This is a genomic window from Amycolatopsis sulphurea (assembly GCF_002564045.1).
Classification (GTDB): domain Bacteria; phylum Actinomycetota; class Actinomycetes; order Mycobacteriales; family Pseudonocardiaceae; genus Amycolatopsis; species Amycolatopsis sulphurea.
This window is the reverse complement of sequence record NZ_PDJK01000001.1, coordinates 447,361-462,032: the sequence shown is the minus strand read 5'-3', so window position 1 is coordinate 462,032 and position 14,672 is coordinate 447,361. Positions and strand designations below refer to the sequence as shown.

General features: G+C 71.8%; 15 protein-coding genes and 2 pseudogenes. 7 read left to right on the top strand and 10 right to left on the bottom strand.

Annotated elements, in window-relative coordinates; translation table 11 throughout:
- Nucleotides 1-127 precede the first annotated feature (127 nt).
- Complete coding sequence (locus ATK36_RS02115; RefSeq protein WP_098509575.1) at nt 128-403, top strand: YggT family protein; 276 nt, start codon at nt 128-130, stop codon at nt 401-403.
- 143 nt (nt 404-546) lie between these two features.
- Here the strand turns inward: ATK36_RS02115 and ATK36_RS02110 are convergent.
- From ATK36_RS02110 to ATK36_RS34535, 4 genes and pseudogenes are all read right to left on the bottom strand, one after another.
- Nucleotides 547-678, bottom strand: a pseudogene (locus ATK36_RS02110) (cysteine hydrolase); the annotation flags it as partial.
- Nucleotides 679-790: 112 nt separating this feature from the next.
- The gene (locus ATK36_RS02105; protein WP_281258989.1) at nt 791-2,653 is read right to left on the bottom strand and encodes a S1C family serine protease; all 1,863 of its coding nucleotides are present in this window, start codon (nt 2,651-2,653) and stop codon (nt 791-793) included.
- Nucleotides 2,654-2,838: 185 nt separating this feature from the next.
- Entirely contained in the window at nt 2,839-3,120 is a 282-nt protein-coding gene (locus tag ATK36_RS33175; RefSeq protein WP_245914196.1) for a TroA family protein, read from the bottom strand.
- Between the two features lie 173 nt (nt 3,121-3,293).
- A pseudogene (locus ATK36_RS34535) lies at nt 3,294-3,713 on the bottom strand (ABC transporter substrate-binding protein); the annotation flags it as partial.
- 583 nt (nt 3,714-4,296) lie between these two features.
- Here ATK36_RS34535 and ATK36_RS34135 point away from each other — a divergent pair.
- The gene (locus ATK36_RS34135; protein ID WP_281258988.1) at nt 4,297-4,419 is read left to right on the top strand and encodes a hypothetical protein; all 123 of its coding nucleotides are present in this window, start codon (nt 4,297-4,299) and stop codon (nt 4,417-4,419) included.
- Nucleotides 4,420-4,522: 103 nt separating this feature from the next.
- Here ATK36_RS34135 and ATK36_RS34130 read toward each other — a convergent pair whose 3' ends face one another.
- On the bottom strand, nt 4,523-5,422 hold the full coding sequence (locus ATK36_RS34130) for a hypothetical protein (RefSeq protein ID WP_098509573.1): 900 nt from the start codon (nt 5,420-5,422) through the stop codon (nt 4,523-4,525).
- Nucleotides 5,423-5,609: 187 nt separating this feature from the next.
- Between ATK36_RS34130 and lexA the strand changes: the two genes are divergently transcribed.
- Nucleotides 5,610-6,263 carry a transcriptional repressor LexA gene (lexA, locus tag ATK36_RS02085; protein ID WP_098509572.1) on the top strand — a complete coding sequence of 218 codons (654 nt, stop codon included), beginning with the start codon at nt 5,610-5,612 and terminating at the stop codon, nt 6,261-6,263.
- Nucleotides 6,264-6,269: 6 nt separating this feature from the next.
- On the opposite strand, the gene ATK36_RS02080 is transcribed toward lexA, so the two are convergent.
- Nucleotides 6,270-7,490 carry a cytochrome P450 gene (locus ATK36_RS02080; RefSeq protein ID WP_098510276.1) on the bottom strand — a complete coding sequence of 407 codons (1,221 nt, stop codon included), beginning with the start codon at nt 7,488-7,490 and terminating at the stop codon, nt 6,270-6,272.
- A 114-nt stretch (nt 7,491-7,604) separates the two neighbouring features.
- Complete coding sequence (locus ATK36_RS02075; protein WP_098510275.1) at nt 7,605-8,393, bottom strand: alpha/beta hydrolase; 789 nt, start codon at nt 8,391-8,393, stop codon at nt 7,605-7,607.
- 286 nt (nt 8,394-8,679) lie between these two features.
- On the opposite strand from ATK36_RS02075, the gene ATK36_RS02070 reads away from it, so the two are divergent.
- Both ATK36_RS02070 and ATK36_RS02065 read left to right on the top strand, forming a co-directional pair.
- Nucleotides 8,680-9,498, top strand: coding sequence for an LLM class flavin-dependent oxidoreductase (locus ATK36_RS02070; RefSeq protein ID WP_098509571.1), 819 nt, complete (start codon nt 8,680-8,682; stop codon nt 9,496-9,498).
- Between the two features lie 855 nt (nt 9,499-10,353).
- On the top strand, nt 10,354-10,767 hold the full coding sequence (locus tag ATK36_RS02065) for a DoxX family protein (RefSeq protein ID WP_098509570.1): 414 nt from the start codon (nt 10,354-10,356) through the stop codon (nt 10,765-10,767).
- 4 nt (nt 10,768-10,771) lie between these two features.
- Here ATK36_RS02065 and ATK36_RS02060 read toward each other — a convergent pair whose 3' ends face one another.
- Together ATK36_RS02060 and ATK36_RS02055 are read right to left on the bottom strand one after the other, a co-directional pair.
- Entirely contained in the window at nt 10,772-11,287 is a 516-nt protein-coding gene (locus ATK36_RS02060; protein WP_245914194.1) for a MarR family winged helix-turn-helix transcriptional regulator, read from the bottom strand.
- Nucleotides 11,284-12,642 (bottom strand): MFS transporter, encoded by a 1,359-nt coding sequence (locus ATK36_RS02055; protein WP_098509569.1) that lies wholly within the window; start codon nt 12,640-12,642, stop codon nt 11,284-11,286. Before ATK36_RS02055 ends, ATK36_RS02060 begins: the two co-directional genes overlap by 4 nt.
- A gap of 175 nt (nt 12,643-12,817) precedes the next feature.
- On the opposite strand from ATK36_RS02055, the gene ATK36_RS02050 reads away from it, so the two are divergent.
- Both ATK36_RS02050 and ATK36_RS02045 read left to right on the top strand, forming a co-directional pair.
- A complete protein-coding gene (locus ATK36_RS02050) occupies nt 12,818-12,994 on the top strand; it encodes a DUF2795 domain-containing protein (protein WP_098509568.1) in 177 nt (58 codons plus the stop codon).
- Nucleotides 12,995-13,456: 462 nt separating this feature from the next.
- A complete protein-coding gene (locus ATK36_RS02045) occupies nt 13,457-13,687 on the top strand; it encodes a hypothetical protein (RefSeq protein WP_245914192.1) in 231 nt (76 codons plus the stop codon).
- Here the strand turns inward: ATK36_RS02045 and ATK36_RS02040 are convergent.
- A complete protein-coding gene (locus ATK36_RS02040) occupies nt 13,656-14,513 on the bottom strand; it encodes an NAD(+)/NADH kinase (RefSeq protein WP_098509567.1) in 858 nt (285 codons plus the stop codon). The two genes, ATK36_RS02045 and ATK36_RS02040, sit on opposite strands and share 32 nt — an antisense overlap.
- Nucleotides 14,514-14,672 lie beyond the last annotated feature (159 nt).

The following is a 14,672-nucleotide window of genomic DNA, read 5'->3' as shown; positions in this document are numbered from 1 at the left end:
CGCGAGGCAAGACGCGGCGGCAGCCGGTTCACTGAAAAGTCGCTGAGAAGCCGGGCGGCCAGGACACTCTCCGGCCTTCCCGGACGTTGCACTGGACAGAAAGACCGTCCCCGCCGGGAGGTAGACGATGAACCTGATCGCAACACTGGCCGGGTGGGTGCTGACCCTGTTCATCCTGGTCCTGGTCGCGCGCATGGTGCTGGACTGGACGCGGCTGGTGACCACCGGCCCGGGCTGGCTCGGCCAGGCCCGCCGGATCAGCCATCGGATCACCGAGCCGGTGATCGCCCCCGTCCGCCGGGTCCTGCGCCCGGTCCGCACCGGTGGTGTGGCCATCGACCTGGCCTTCACCGTGGTGTTCTTCGCCGCAGTGATCGTACGGTCCATCCTGTTCGCACTCTGACGAGCCGCCACGCACCGGTCTCGCCCCAGACCCGGCACGGGACAAGGCACGCCTTGCGGTGTTTCGCCGCCGCGAACGCCTAGCCGCAGACCCAGTACGCAGCCGGCATGGTGCGCACCGATTCTGCGCCGGGGTGGACGTACTCAGTCCCCGAAGCGCACCTCCTCCGTGGTCACCGTGCCCGCGGTCCGGCCGGGCGCGGCCTGGAAACGCCAGTACAGGTTCGTGTGCGCGATGACCTGCTCTGCGGAGGGCAATCCCGGCCCGGCGCGGTCCTCACGCACCACGCCGTCGTCCGGCGACCGATTTCTCCCCGGCCGCGTCGGCGGGTCCGCGGAAAACCCCGGGGCGGCGGGCGAGGCCGCTCCGGGGTGGACTGTCCGATCGTCAGCCGACCGGGCCTTGGACCGGGGTGACGGTGACGCTGTGCTGCTGACCGGAGGAGTCCAGCACGGTGAGCGTCAGATTGTCCCCGGGATGGTGCTGATCCATCAGGGTGGTCAGGGCGGTGGCCGAATCGACGGTCCGGCCGTTCAAGGCGGTGATCACCTCGCCCGCGGACAGGCCCGCGTTCGCCGCCGGGCCGCCGGTCAGCACGCTCTGGATGACCGCGCCCTGGCCGGTGGTGCTCCGCCCCTGGCCTTGGCCCGGCCGGCCGCCGCCGTCGGAAACGGACACACCCAGGAACGCCGTCTGTCCGATGTGGACGGTGCTGGAGGAGGTGCCGCCGACGATCTGGTGGGCGACCGAGACGGCCTGGTTGATCGGGATGGCGAAGCCCTGCTGGCCGGTGGTGCCGTCCGAACCGTTCTGGCTGCTGTTGCCCTGGCTGCTGTTGCCCGGACCGTCCTGGCCCAGGCCTCCGTTGCCCTGACCGAGGCCGCCCTGGCCGTAACCTCCTTGCCCCTGGCCGAAACCGCCCTGTCCAAGGCCGCCTTGGCTGCCGTTGAACTGGTATCCGGCGGAGGCGGCGGTGTCCATGCCGATCACCTGGCCGTTCGCGTTGACCAGCGGGCCGCCGGAGTCGCCGGACTGGATGTTCGCGTCGACCTGGATCAGGCCGGTCAGCTGCTCGGACGAGCCGCTGGATTCATCCGACGCGGTGATCGACTGTCCCAGCGCAGTCACCCGGCCGGACGCGACGGCCGGATCGCCACCGGTGCCGCCGGCGTTGCCGATGCCGACCACGGCGTCGCCGACCGTCACTTTGGACGAATCGCCGAGCGTCTCGGTGGTGAGGCCGGAGGCGTTCGCGAGCTTGAGCACCGCGACGTCGTGACTGCGGTCGTAACCGAGCACGGACGCGGTGTACGTGCGGCCGTTGCCGATGTCGGTGACCTTGATGCTGGTCGCGCCCTCGACCACGTGATTGTTGGTAAGCACCTCGCCGTCCGAGGTGAGCACGATGCCGGTACCGGCGGCCGCGGCACCCTGGTAACCCAGCTCGGTGTTCACGTCGACGAGCCCCGGATCCACCTTGCCGGCGATCGCTTGCGCGTTGATGGCCGCGTTCGACGCCCCGCCGGGGGTGCCGATCGAGCCGAAGTTCTGGTTCCCGGACGCCCCGTTCGACTGCCACACGAAGTGTCCGGCCCCGAGCCCCACCGCGACCGACAGCCCGACCGCCCCGACCACGATCGCGGCGGACCGCACCGGGTGCCCGCGCTTCGGCGGTCGCCCGAACTGGTGAGTCCCGTGCGGCGCCCATCCCGCGTAACCCGCGTGCCCGGCTCCCGGATACCCGCCGCCCGGAGGAACCGGTCCGGCTCCCGGGTGTCCGGCGCTGTGCTGCGCGGCGGCATATCCGGTCGCTTCGTGTGCCGCCTCGATGCCCGGCTGGCCGGCCGCGGGACCGGTTCCCGGGTGCGCCGCGGCGGGGTGCCAGCTGCCCGGGTGGCTGGAGCCGGGGTATCCGCCCGGTCCGGTCTGTCCCGCGCTCGCCGGCCCGGCGTTGGTGTGCCCAGCGCCCGGCCACCCCGCACCAGTCTGCCCGGCCCCGGTCTCGCCGCGACCGGCACCCGACCAGCCCGCACTGGCTTGCCCCGCCCCAGCCGCGCCGCGACCGGCACCCAGCCACCCCACACCAGCCTGCCCCGCCCCAGTCGCGCCGGGGGTCGCATCCGGCCGGTCCGCTCCGCCGTACTCGCCGCCCGGCTGTCCGGAACCCGGCGGCGCCCATGGATTGTCCTGCCCGGCCTGCGGGTGGGGGCGTCGCGGGTCCCGGCCCGGGTTCGGTTCCTGCTCGTTCATGGCCCCTCCAGCCTGGCTCGTGGCCTTCGCCTGCTCCAGCACACACCCTCTACCTGAGAGTTTCCTGGTCGTGGTCCAAGCGAATGCTGTGGAGCGGGACGGCCGGACCCGGGCGATCCGGCGAAAGCGGCAGAACCGGCGGGCGCGGCGCCGGACCGTGTTCTGCCTGCCGCGTCGCGTGAAGGTCATGCCCCGTTCTCGAGCGCCGTGGCCAGCTTCGGCGCCACCGCGTCCAGCGCGTACGGGATGCTCAGCACAGATGGGAAGGCCATCGCGATGGCGACATCCTGTTCAAGCGGCACATACGCGCCGCGCTGGACGGCGGAAAGGGTTTTGAACAACGGGTTCGCCTCGAACGCGGTGCGCGAGGCCGCGCTGTCGTAGCTGATGATGAGCACATCTGCGTCGAGCAGGCCGAGTTGTTCGGGCGAGATCTGCGCGCGGCCCGGGGTGCTGGACGGGGGCAACGAGGTGATCTTCGAGGACAGCGTGAGGCCGAGCTGGGAGAAGAACGTGGTGGCGGCGTCGGTGGGGCTGTTGATGGCGTAGACGCTGTTGGTCGAGACCGGGCCGAAGGTGAACGTCTTCCCGGCGAGCCCCGGATGCGCCGCGCGGACGCCGTCGATCTTGTGTCCTGCACCTGTTTCACCAGCTCCGCCGCTCTGGCCGGCTTGCCGAGCACATCGCCGGCGCGCTCGGTCATCTGCGGCCAGCCGTCCTTGCCCGCGCCGTTCCGGAACCCGAGCGTGGGCGCGATCCTGCCGAGCTTCGGCAGATCGGTCTTGAGGTCGTAATCGTCCGAGGCGAGGATCAGATCCGGCTTCGCCGCGGCGATCTTCTCGATCGGCAGGCCACCATCTGCGACGTACGCGGTCTCCACGCCGGACCCCGGTTCCGCCCAGGCGGCGAGCCCCTTCGCGAACGACTGGTTCCGCACGGACAACACCAGCTCCGCGCCGAGCGCCAGCGCCAGGTCGGTATCCCGCAGATACCCGGCTGCCACCACCCGTCGGGGCCGCGCCGTGACCGTGGTGTCGCCCAGTTGCCCCGGCACGGTCATCGGAAACCCCGGCGCCGCCTGCTCGGCCGGGGCCGCACCACCCGTCCCGCACCCGGCCAGCACCAGCGAGGCACCGGCGGAACCGAACAGAAAACCACGACGGGACAGGCTCATGGGGACTCCTCGGGTCGGCCGCGGCGGATTCGGGACCGAGTGGAAGTTAGCTTAGCCTAACCATAGTTGCCGCACACTATCAATCCGCGCCCATCGCCGCCTACAGCGTCCACTGTGGACAGCGAGCGCGGGGAGTTCCCCTGTGACCGCACCATTCCGCCGAGGCCCTCCGGCGGCCGGTGGACGGCCATGCCTAGGGTGCCCCCGTCCGGCCCGTACGACGAGGAGATCGCATGCCGCTCCGGGTGTTGTTCTGCATCGGTATCAACCAGAACTTCTTCGACCTGCCCCGCGACGGCATCACCCCGGCGGACGTCTGGCAGGCGTTCGTCTCGATGACCGAGCAGCTCAAGGCCCTGCCCGGGATCGGCTACCTCGGCGACCTGGACGACGACTCACATGTGGTCGGCCCTCCGACGGCTGGCCGTGGACCTGTTACCTGCTCTCGGACGCCGACACGCGAGAGACGGTGCAGGAGGCCTGCACTCTGTTCCGCACCACCCCGGTCGGCGCGGACGGCGCGAAGCTCTGGAAATTCGCCAAGGTGGAGGCGCGGATCGGCCGGGCGCCGACCATCCGCGACGACGGATGACGCCCGGCCCGCGGTACTCCGGCCCGGGGCGGCGTTGAGGACGCTTTCCCTCCTGCCGCCCCGGTAGCCGATCGGTGTACCGGACCGGCAGCCCGTCGGTCCATTATGGACGATCGGGCTCCTGCGCGGGCCGTCCGGGGTCGCCCGGCTGCGGGTGCCCCGGCTGAGGCGGGTACTGCCCCGCCGGGTACTGGCCGTACGGCCCGGGCGGCGGAAATCCGGCCGGGGGAACGGATCCCGGCGACGGTGCCGGGTATCCCGACGGTGGGACGAAGTGCCCCGACGGCCCGTCCTGGGCGACCGGATACGCGGGCTGGGGCGAGCCGACAGACCCCGGCTGTGCGCCGTGCGGTGCCGGATATCCGGGCTGCGGCGCGGCGCCGTATCCCGGCGGCATCTGCGGCGGAACCGGATACCCGGGCACCTGCCGTGCATCGGGTCCGGCCTGCGGCACGAAACCCGGCGGCAGACCCGGGGGCGGCACAGGACCCGGCGACGGCGGATACCCCGGCGCTGCCCCGAACCCGGAGTGCGGCGCACCCCAGGCATACCCGGCCTGCGGAGCATGACCCGCTTGCGGCGGACCCGCCTGATTCCCCGGCCCCGCCGCCCAGCCCGGAACACCGCCCGCCCAGGTTACGGGAGGCTGCACCAGTTCCCCGACCTTCGGCACCCACAGCACGATCCCGATCGCGGCCGCGGCGACCGCGGGAACGACGAGGTACCCGAAGGCATCCCGGCCGCTACCGCTGAAGATCCCGTTCGCCCCGAGGATCGCCAGGACCGCCTGCGCCCAGGCGGCGAGCAGCAGGAGCCGCGCCGGCCACAGGCGCCGGTTCACCGTGAAGACGGCGCCGGCGAGGGCAAGCAGGCCCAGCAGGGTGAGCCCGCCGTGCACGACCGTCTTCAGGTCGTCGTTCAGGTGCTCGATCAGTTCGAAGATCTCCAGCCACAGCAGCACGACCTCGGCCACTCCGGCGATCCCGCCCAAGATCAGGTTCACCGGCGGACCAGGCCGTCCGGCCCGGCCGCCCGGCGCGGGTGTTCCCGGGTACTCCATGTGCGCAACCCCCTCCGTGGCCGTCCGGCCGCGGGCAGTCTACCGGCGCGGCCGGGTGTCCACTGTGGAAACTCGGCGGAAACCCACCCGGGCCTCCGGCACGCGCCGTGGTGCCTCTACGATTCCGCAGGTGAGTGCCTACGACGACATTTTCGACGACCTCGACGCCTCGGCGCTGCCCGCGCGGCAGCAGCACATCCTCGCCACGATCCGGGACTGGGCCGGACGGCACGGGTACTCGCCGAGCACCCGGGAGATCGGCGAGGCGGTCGGGCTGCGGTCCACGTCGTCGGTGTCCAAGCACCTCACCGCGCTCGAGGAGAAGGGGTTCCTGCGCCGCGGCGCGGCGATGACCCGGCCGATCGACGTGCGCGCCTTCCTCGGCGACGCGCCGGCGCGCGAAGACGGCGATTCGGTCAGCGTGCCGGTGGTCGGCGACATCGCGGCCGGCACGCCGATCTCCGCGCTGGAGCACGTGGACGACGTCCTCCAGCTGCCACGCGGGCTGACCGGCCGCGGCACCGTCTTCGGCCTGCGCGTGCGCGGTGACTCGATGGTCGACGCGGCGATCTGCGACGGGGACATCGTGGTCGTCAAGCAGCAGTCCGAGGCGCACTCCGGCCAGATCGTCGCCGCGATGATCGACGAGGAGGCCACCGTCAAGGTGTACCGCCGCCGCGACGGGCACGTCTACCTGGAGCCGCGCAACCCGGCCTACGACGTGATCGACGGAGACCGGGCCGTGGTGCTCGGCGCCGTGGTCTCGGTGCTACGCAGCGTCTGAGCCGGATCACCAGGCCACGGGCAGCTCGTATACGCCGTAGACCGAGCCGTCGTGCTTGAACGGGATGTCCTCGATGTCCGCGGCCAGCGCGAGGGTGGGGATCCGCCGGTACAGGGTGCGGTAGACGACCTGCAGTTCCAGCCGGGCCAGTGGCTGCCCGAGGCATTGGTGCACGCCGAAACCGAACGCGACGTGCCGGCGCGGGTTGCGGGCGAGGTCGAGCCGGTCCGGGTCGGGGAACGCCTCCGCGTCCCGGTTGGCGATCTCGTTGGCCATGATCAGGCCTTCTCCGGCGCGAACGATCTGCCCGGCGATTTCGATGTCTTCGAGAGCGACGCGACGCCGTCCGCTGTGGGTGATGGTGAGGTAGCGCAACAGTTCTTCGACCGCGGACGCGACCAGGGCCGGATCATCGCCGGACTCGCGCAGCTGCGCCAGCTGTCCGGGGTTGCGCAGCAGGGCGAGCGTGCCGAGCGCGATCATGTTCGCGGTCGTCTCGTGCCCGGCGATCAGCAGCAGCACGCCCATCTGCGCGGCCTCGGTGCGGGTCAGCTCCCCCGCTGCGATGCGGTCGGCCAGCCCGGACAGCAATGCGTCGTCCCGGCGCGCGAGTTTCTCGCCCATCAGCTCGTCCAGGTAGGTCAGCAGCGCCCGGTGCGCGGCGACCCGCTCGTCCGGATCGGTGGTGCGGCGGACGAGGCGCTGGCTGTGTTCCTGGAAGAAGCCGTGATCGGCGTAGGGAACGCCGAGCAGCTCGCAGATCACCAGTGACGGCACGGGCAGCGCGAACGCCGGCACGAGATCCACCGGGTTCGGCCCGGCCAGCATCTCGTCGATCTGCTCGTCGACGATCCGCTGCACCGCCGGGCGCAGGCTCTCGGTGCGCTTGACCGTGAACGCGCCGGTCACCATCCGCCGCAGCCTGCCGTGTTCCGGATCGTCCATCAGGATGAAACTGATCCCGGCGCCGCCGTCGGGCGGCATCGGCGCCTGGAGCGGGTAACCGGGCCGGGTGATATCCGAACTGACCCGCGGGTCGGCCATCAGCGCGCGCTGCTCGGCGTAGCGAGTGACCAGCCACGGCGTGCTGCCGTCCCACAGCCGCACCCGGGACAGCGGCGCCTTTTCCTGCAGCTCGCGCGCGGCGGGCGGCGGGTCGAACGGGCAGCGGGCCGCCCGTGGCATCGGATAATCCGGCACCACGGCCGGGTCGAGCGTGCCGGTCATCGGGTCCTCCTCCGTTCCGGTGCGGAGGTGCTTGCGGGTCAACGATTCCCTCGAACGCACCACCGGTTCGTGATCAGTCAACCGGATCCGGCGGAGTTAAGTCAAGCGCTTGAGTCAGCGTGGGAGATGGTCCCGGAACCACGCGGTCAGCGCCGCGTCCACCACGTGCGCGGCCGGGAAGGGCGGCGCCGGTGTCAGCCCGGGCTCGGCGGCCAGCGGGTGCGCCAGCCCGGGGATCGACCGCAGTTCGGCCCGCTCCCCCATCGCCTCGGCCAGCTGCAGCGCGTCGGCCCGCAGCGCCGGGTGGTCGAGTTCGCCGCTCACCACGAGCAGCGGCGCGCGAGCCGCGAGAGTCCCGGCCCAGGGCAGGAAATTCAGGCTGTCCACGGCTTTCTCGGACTCCGCGGTGTACGGGTAGTCACCGGGGAACAGGTCGACGACGGACCGCATCCGGATCGCTGCGTTCACCAGTGCGCCGGCGAAGACCGGGAGGTCGGTGTCTGCGAGCACCCGCAACGCGACGGCCCCGCCCAGCGACGCGCCGAGCACACCGATCGGGCCGTCGTCGACCGGCAGTTGCGCGCGGACAGAGGCCAGCGCGGCAGGGAACTCCTCAGCCGCCTGCCGGACGAACGGGTGCAGGTACAGCATCAGCGGGTCCTTGCCGAACAACTCCACGACCGCGTCGGTCCTGCCGTCGACCATGCGCGCGCCACACATCGGCATGCCGAGATGCACCCGCCAGGCGGGCACCTCGTCCATCGGCAGCGCCGCCGCGAACGCCGCGTCGGTCCGTGGCGCGTCCAGCATGTGCCAGGTGACGATCAGTTGGGTGGCATGGCCGGCGGGCGGTAACGCGGTGAACGGCACTCCGGCCGCGGTGCCGGTGATCGGTGCGGGCATGCCGGCCACGGTAGATCCGCCGTCGTGGCAGCGGAATCCCTTGTCCGCCAACAGCGAACCGGGACCATAGTACGCGCCGAGCCCCTGGGTATCGGGAAACCTCTTCTGCGGCAACGAAGTATGCTCCCCTCCGCGATGAGGAACTGCCTTGGCGAACGTGGTCGGCTGGGCTGCGGAGATCGATCCTGGGTCCGGGGGCCGTTCCTCCGACCGGATGACGGAGGCGTGGCTTGCCGGGCCGGGGATGTGGTTGAGTCGGGGCAGGACTTCCGGGGAGTGATCGATCATGACGACGAAACCGTTCCGGTTCGGGGTGGTGGCCGCGGCGCAGGGCGGCGCCGCCCAATGGCGGGAGACCGCGCGGCGCGCCGAGGACCTCGGCTACTCGATCCTGCTTTCGCCGGACAATCTGCACCTGCCCACGCCCACCGCGGCGCTGGCGGTGGCCGCGGCCGTGACGGACACGTTGCGGGTCGGGTCTTTCGTGCTGGCCAGCCCGCTGCGCACGCCGCGGGCGGCGGCCTGGGAGGCGCACAGCCTGAGCGTGGTCACCGATCGGCGATTCGAGCTGGGCATCGGCACCGGGATCCCCGCGATGCGCGAGGCCGCCGCCGAACTCGGGCTGCCCTACGGCACCGGCGCGGAGCGCCTGGCCCAGGTCGCGGACACGATCACGCACCTGCGGACACTCGACGGCGCCGAACACACTCCGGTGCTGCTCGCCGCCGGCGGGCCGCGGGCTCGCCGCCTCGGCGGCGAACGCGCGGACATCGTGACGCTGGCGGACAAACCGCTCACCAGCCGGGCGGACTTCGCCGCGCACGCCGCGGAGATCCGCGCCGCCGCGGGTGACCGTGAGGTCGAGCTGGCGATGAACGTTTTCGTGGTCGGCGACGAGGCGCCCCCGTGGATCCGCAGCTTCATCGGCGCGGATGCCGCGACCCTGCGCGAACACGACTCGCTCGCGATCCTGCCCGGCGACCCGGCCGCCGCAGCCGACGAACTCGAACGGCGGCGCGCGGAATACGGAGTCTCCTACGTGAGCGTGAACGGCGCGTTCCTGACGGAGTTCGCGCCGATCGTGGCCCGGCTCAGCGGCCAATGAGCTGACGCGCGGCTTACGGCTCGCGGCGGGGCGATGGCGGGTCCGGGGTGGGCCTGGTGGATGCGCCGGTGGGTGAATGACTCCTCGACTGCTGGGGGGGCAGGGTGTCGGCAAAGTCGGTGTGAGGGGCCTTGCGCAGACGGCGGAGGTCCGTGGAGGTCTGTGAAGGGCCCCTTCACAGACCCGGGACAGGTCCGGCGCACACCACGAGGTGGTCGCGCGTCTCGAACACCTCCGCTTCGCCTGCTGCCGGGCGTGATCGACGAAAGATGGCAGGCGCCGTCGACGATGCGCGGCCGCTACGGCTCACTCTGCTGATCACGGGTCCTCGACCAACTTTGCCGGGACCCTGGCCGGGCGGGGACGCGGCAGGTGACCGGGCGACGGTGACTGCCGGAGTGGTGCGGGTGAGTACACCGGCAGGCTGACAACCGCCCACGGGAAACACTTGTAGTCACACGAGAATCCGCAAACCGCGGCCACACGGGCCGACCACACGGGCCGGGCTCTGGCGAGCCCGATGCCCTCCTACCGGTGCAAGCAGATCAAGCGCGAAAGGCCGCCCCCGCGCCCAGCGCGGCAATGCCCCGGCGCTCCCGGCTCCACCACCGCAGTCCCCGGCACCCGGTACGCCCCACCAGCAGACCCGGCATGCCCGGTTCCGCTCCGGCAGCGCGTGACGCACGCCAGTCCCACCCCCGCCGCCGGCACCCATCGCATCGGGAAAATCCGCACTTTCGCAGGTATCACAGGCCCGCCGCGGCGCGTATACCTGATCGCACCGAAAGGTCTGTACCACCAGCAGACGCGGAGCGGGCCAGGGAGGCCTGCCCGAACGGTCCCCATGGAGGCGGTATGCACCGGCTGGACACGACCCGGGAGCACGCGCTGGGCCTGTTCCGCATCGTGATCGGGTTCCTGTTCGCCTGTCACGGCGTGAAAACCCTGTTCGGGCTGCTCGGCGCGGCGGCACCGGTGCCGGTCGGGCAATGGCCGGGCTGGTGGGCGGCGGTGATCCAGCTCGCCGCCGGAACGCTGGTGTGCCTGGGCGTCGGCACCCGGGTGGCCGCGCTGCTCGGGTCGGGCTCGATGGCCTACGCCTACTTCGCCGTGCACTCCACGCACGGCCTGCTCCCGATCGAAAACGGCGGTGAAGCGTCGGCGATGTTCTGCTGGGCGCTGCTGATACTCGCGTTCACTGGGCCGGGCCGGTTCAGCCTCGCCAACGCGCTGCGCCCGAAGACGCGGGCCGCCGCGCAGCAGCCCTGAGGGATCAGCCGGACTCGGCGAGGTCGTCGATCGCGCCGATCAGTTCCGCGAGGGCGGGGATGGCGGCGGCGATCAGGTGCCGCCATGCCGGATGGACACGGTCGAGTGCGGCGGCGAGGATCGCGGCGTTGTGCGCCTGATACCGATCGACCGCCTCGCGCCCGGCCGCGGTCAGCTCCAGCGCGACCGTGCGCCGGTCGCCGCCGCCGCTGGTGCGGGTGACCAGGTCCCGCGTGCGCAGGCCGGTGACCATGGTGGTGACCGAGTTCGGCGCGAGCTTCAGCAGCTGCGCCAGCCTGCTCGGCCGGGCCCCGGGGTGTTCCGCCAGGCAGGACAGCAGTTCCAGCTGCGCCACGGACAGCGTGTTGTCCGGATCGGCCGTCCGCGCGGCCCGCCGCATCGCCCGCCGCAGCCGTGCCACGACGTCGGCGAGCACGGGTTCCGGGACGGTTCCTTCGAGCATCGCGGCCGCGGTGACCTCCGGCCCGTCGGAGGCAGCGTGCGGACCCTTTCCGGTCACCGAGCCGCCTCGCCCCGCGCGGCCAGTCCGGTACCCGCGGCGAGCACGCCCGCACCGGCCAGTACCGCGAGGGCGACGGATTCGCCGCCGGTGTGCAGGCAGAGCGTCACCAGCGCCACGCCGAGAGCGGTGCCCAGACCGCGTGCCATGTTCACCAGTCCACCTCCGGTGGCCGACATCGCCGCCGGGATCGCACCCATCACGGCCGAGTTGTTCGCCGGGATGAACACTCCCAGACCGAGCCCGGCCACGACCAGCGACACGCCTGTCTCCCACGGTGTGGACACCAGCGCGAGCCCGCCGCACCCGGCCGCCGCGGCCAGCGCGCCGAGCACCGTCCGGCCCCGCGCGCCGAAGCGGGCGGGCAGCACCCGGTCGGCGAGCACCGCGGCGAGCGCGAACCCGGCGGGCAAGCAGGTGAGCACCAGCCCGAGGCTCCCCTTCGCTCCGGACACCTGCGGCAGCAGGGTGAGCGGCCCGAACAGCACGAGATACCCGCACAGCGCGCCGACCAGCCCGAGCGAGACCACCGGCGGACGCAGCACGGACAGCCGCACGATCGGGCTGCCCGCAGTGCGTTCCCGCAGCACGAACCCGGTGCCCGCGGCCAGCGCGACCCCGGCCAGCACGCCGATCGCCCAGCCCGGCAGGTTCAGTCCGGACACCCCGGACAGGGCCAGCAGCAGCGCGGTCGAGGCGGTCGCCAGCAGCAGGACCCCGGCGCCGTCGAACCGGCCGAGCGGCGTGCGCTCCCGCGTGCGCGGCAGCAGGTAGCGCCCGGCGATCAGGCCGATCAGGCCGACCGGCGCGTTGACCAGGAAAACCCAGCGCCAACCTGCGGTGTCGACCAGCAACGCGCCGACCGCCGGGCCGAGCGCGAGCCCGAGCGCCTGCGCGGCGGCCTGCACGCCGAGCGCGGCCCGCATCCGCTCGCGCGGCACGCTGCGCACCACCAGCGCCACGCTGTTGGCCTGCAGCATCGCGGCGCCGAGCGCCTGCACCACCCGGAACCCGACCAGCCAGCCGAGCGACGGAGCCAGCCCGCAGGCGATCGAGGCGGCGGTGAACACGGCGAACCCGTACACGTAGGTGAGCTTCCGGCCGACCGCGTCCGCGATCCGGCCGACCGCGGCCAGCAGCCCGACCAGCGCGAGCAGGTACGCCAGCGACACCCACTCCACCGCGGCCAGCGGCTCGGCGTATTCCCGCTGCAGTGCCGGGAAAGTCAGCGTGACGATGCTGGCGTCCAGTTGCCCCATGAACGCGCCGAAGCACACCGCGCCGACCGCGAACCATCCGGCCCGCGGATGTTCCCGCACTGCCCGCGGCCGCGCCCGCTCCAGCAGGACCGTCACGTCGCCTCCTTCGATTTCATTCTTCTACAGAACTACTTTACCCCCGGGTTGCGCCATGCTTGATGGGTAAAGATCACATAAATAGTTCGGGAACCGACTCATTTGGGTGCAGGTATGGCCCGCCGCGGATCGGGTAGCCGGGGAACACTCACGCCCACCCGAGAGGAGAGCCGCGATGCCGGAGGTGCACGAATACCTCGCCGAGGTCCGCTACCCATGCGACCGGGCCGAACTCCTGCGCTGCGCGAGCGCGTGCGGCGCGGATGACACCGTGCTCGGCCGCCTGGGCACCTTGCCCGAGCAGGAGTACGAGAGCGCAGACGTCGTGCACCGGCTCCTGGGACGCGAGTGACCTGAGAGACGCAAGAGACGCAAGAGACGCAAGAGACGGTACAGTCCCCGCAATCCTGCCTCCGTCGGCGCTCAGACGCTGGGCCCTCGGCGAAACCCAGGCACATTCCCCGGCGAATTTCGCCTGGAATCGAGGATGTTCAGACCATCCCGGGCGTCATCTCGCATCGCCAGCCATATGCCGAGACCATGTGACGGGACTCCCCGATGCTGTTCCCCGACGGCCGGGGCACCGGGCTCGGACACCGCAGTGGCCGCGGTTGACCGGCCGGACAGCGGAGATCCAGACTCACCGGGTTCCGGCCAGGGCGTCGGCAAAGTCGGTGTGGAGGACTGTGAAGGGGCCCTTCACAGACTCAGAGTCCGTCAAGGGCCCCTTCACAGACCCGAAACCGGTCCGGCACACGCCACGAGGTGGTCGCACACACCTCCGCAACGCCCACTGCCGGATCCCCGACCAACTTTGCCGGAACCTTGGGGGTTCCGGCCGATCGGCGCGTTCGTCTGCCCGGAGGGCGCAGCCTGTTTCGCGGCGGTGGACCGGCTCCAGGAGTCCGGATGGCTCGGCGAGGACGACGAGACCGTCGTCCTCAACACCGGCGCCGGGATCAAGTACCCCGAAACGGTGCCCCTCGACGTCCCGCTGCTCGCGAAGGACGGCGTCATCCCGGCGGGATCTCCGCGGAGTCGGTGAGCCGCAGCTTGCGGCGGGCGCGCTGGTAGAAGGTCGTCATGCCGAGCCGGACCACCCGCGCAGCACCAGGGCGGGCCTTCAGCTCGATCGTTTCCCCCGGCCCGACGTACCCGGCTACCTGCCCGTCGACCTCCACAGCGAGCCGTCCGCTGGAGGGCAGCACCTCCAACGCGACGACGTCGTGTACGGACAACACCACGCCCCGGCTGTACGCGGAGTGCGGCGCGGCCGGAGTCACCAGCAGCGCCTCCACGGACGGGCTGGTGATCGGCCCGCCTGCGGAGAAGCTGTACGCGGTAGAGCCGGTCGGCGTGGCCACTACGACCGCGTCGGCGGCGTAGCTGACGAACTGCTGACCATTCACCCGCACTGCGACGATCGCGCTGCCGTCGCCCGGTACTCGGACCACGGCGACGTCGTTGAATGCCGTCACGGTGCGTTCGCCGAGCCGGGCGTCGACTGCGAGCCGGGGCTCCACCGTGAACTCGTGCCCGTCGATGGCCGAGAGCGCGTTGGGCAGGTCCGGCACGTCGACCTCGGCGAGGAAGCCCAGCTTGCCCAGGTTCACCCCGAGCACCGGGGCACGCTGCCCGTCGGCGAGGCGCATCGCCCGCAGCATGGTGCCGTCGCCGCCGAGGCTGACCAGCAGGTCCGCCCGGCTGCCCAGTTCGGCGGACGGCACGCCGACCGCCGAGCAGTCGAGCCGCTCCAGCTCGTCGGCGATGCCGAGGATCTCGATCCCGCGTCCGGCGGCCCAGCCGAGCACCGCGGCGACCGCGGCCGCGGAATCCCGGCGCGGGTGCAGAACCAGCCCGGCGGCATGCATCTCGGTGTCCCCTCGCGTCAGCCTGTGCTGCGCCCAGTCTGCCCCGGCGCGCCCGGGGCGGCGAGCCACGCGCGGGTAACTGATTAATTTAGTAGGCCGACCCCCACCCGGCACGTAACCGTTGCTACGAAGCCATTCGGCCGTGACTGTGGTCGGATT

Coding starts and splice junctions, on each gene's coding strand:
- ATK36_RS02115 (WP_098509575.1), top strand. CDS start 128: ATGAACCTGATCGCAACACTGGCCGGGTGGGTGCTGACCCTGTTCATC.
- ATK36_RS02105 (WP_281258989.1), bottom strand. CDS start 2,653: ATGAACGAGCAGGAACCGAACCCGGGCCGGGACCCGCGACGCCCCCAC.
- ATK36_RS02080 (WP_098510276.1), bottom strand. CDS start 7,490: ATGACCGGCACGCTCGACCCGGCCGTGGTGCCGGATTATCCGATGCCA.
- ATK36_RS02075 (WP_098510275.1), bottom strand. CDS start 8,393: ATGCCCGCACCGATCACCGGCACCGCGGCCGGAGTGCCGTTCACCGCG.
- ATK36_RS02070 (WP_098509571.1), top strand. CDS start 8,680: ATGACGACGAAACCGTTCCGGTTCGGGGTGGTGGCCGCGGCGCAGGGC.
- ATK36_RS02065 (WP_098509570.1), top strand. CDS start 10,354: ATGCACCGGCTGGACACGACCCGGGAGCACGCGCTGGGCCTGTTCCGC.
- ATK36_RS02050 (WP_098509568.1), top strand. CDS start 12,818: ATGCCGGAGGTGCACGAATACCTCGCCGAGGTCCGCTACCCATGCGAC.
- ATK36_RS02040 (WP_098509567.1), bottom strand. CDS start 14,513: ATGCATGCCGCCGGGCTGGTTCTGCACCCGCGCCGGGATTCCGCGGCC.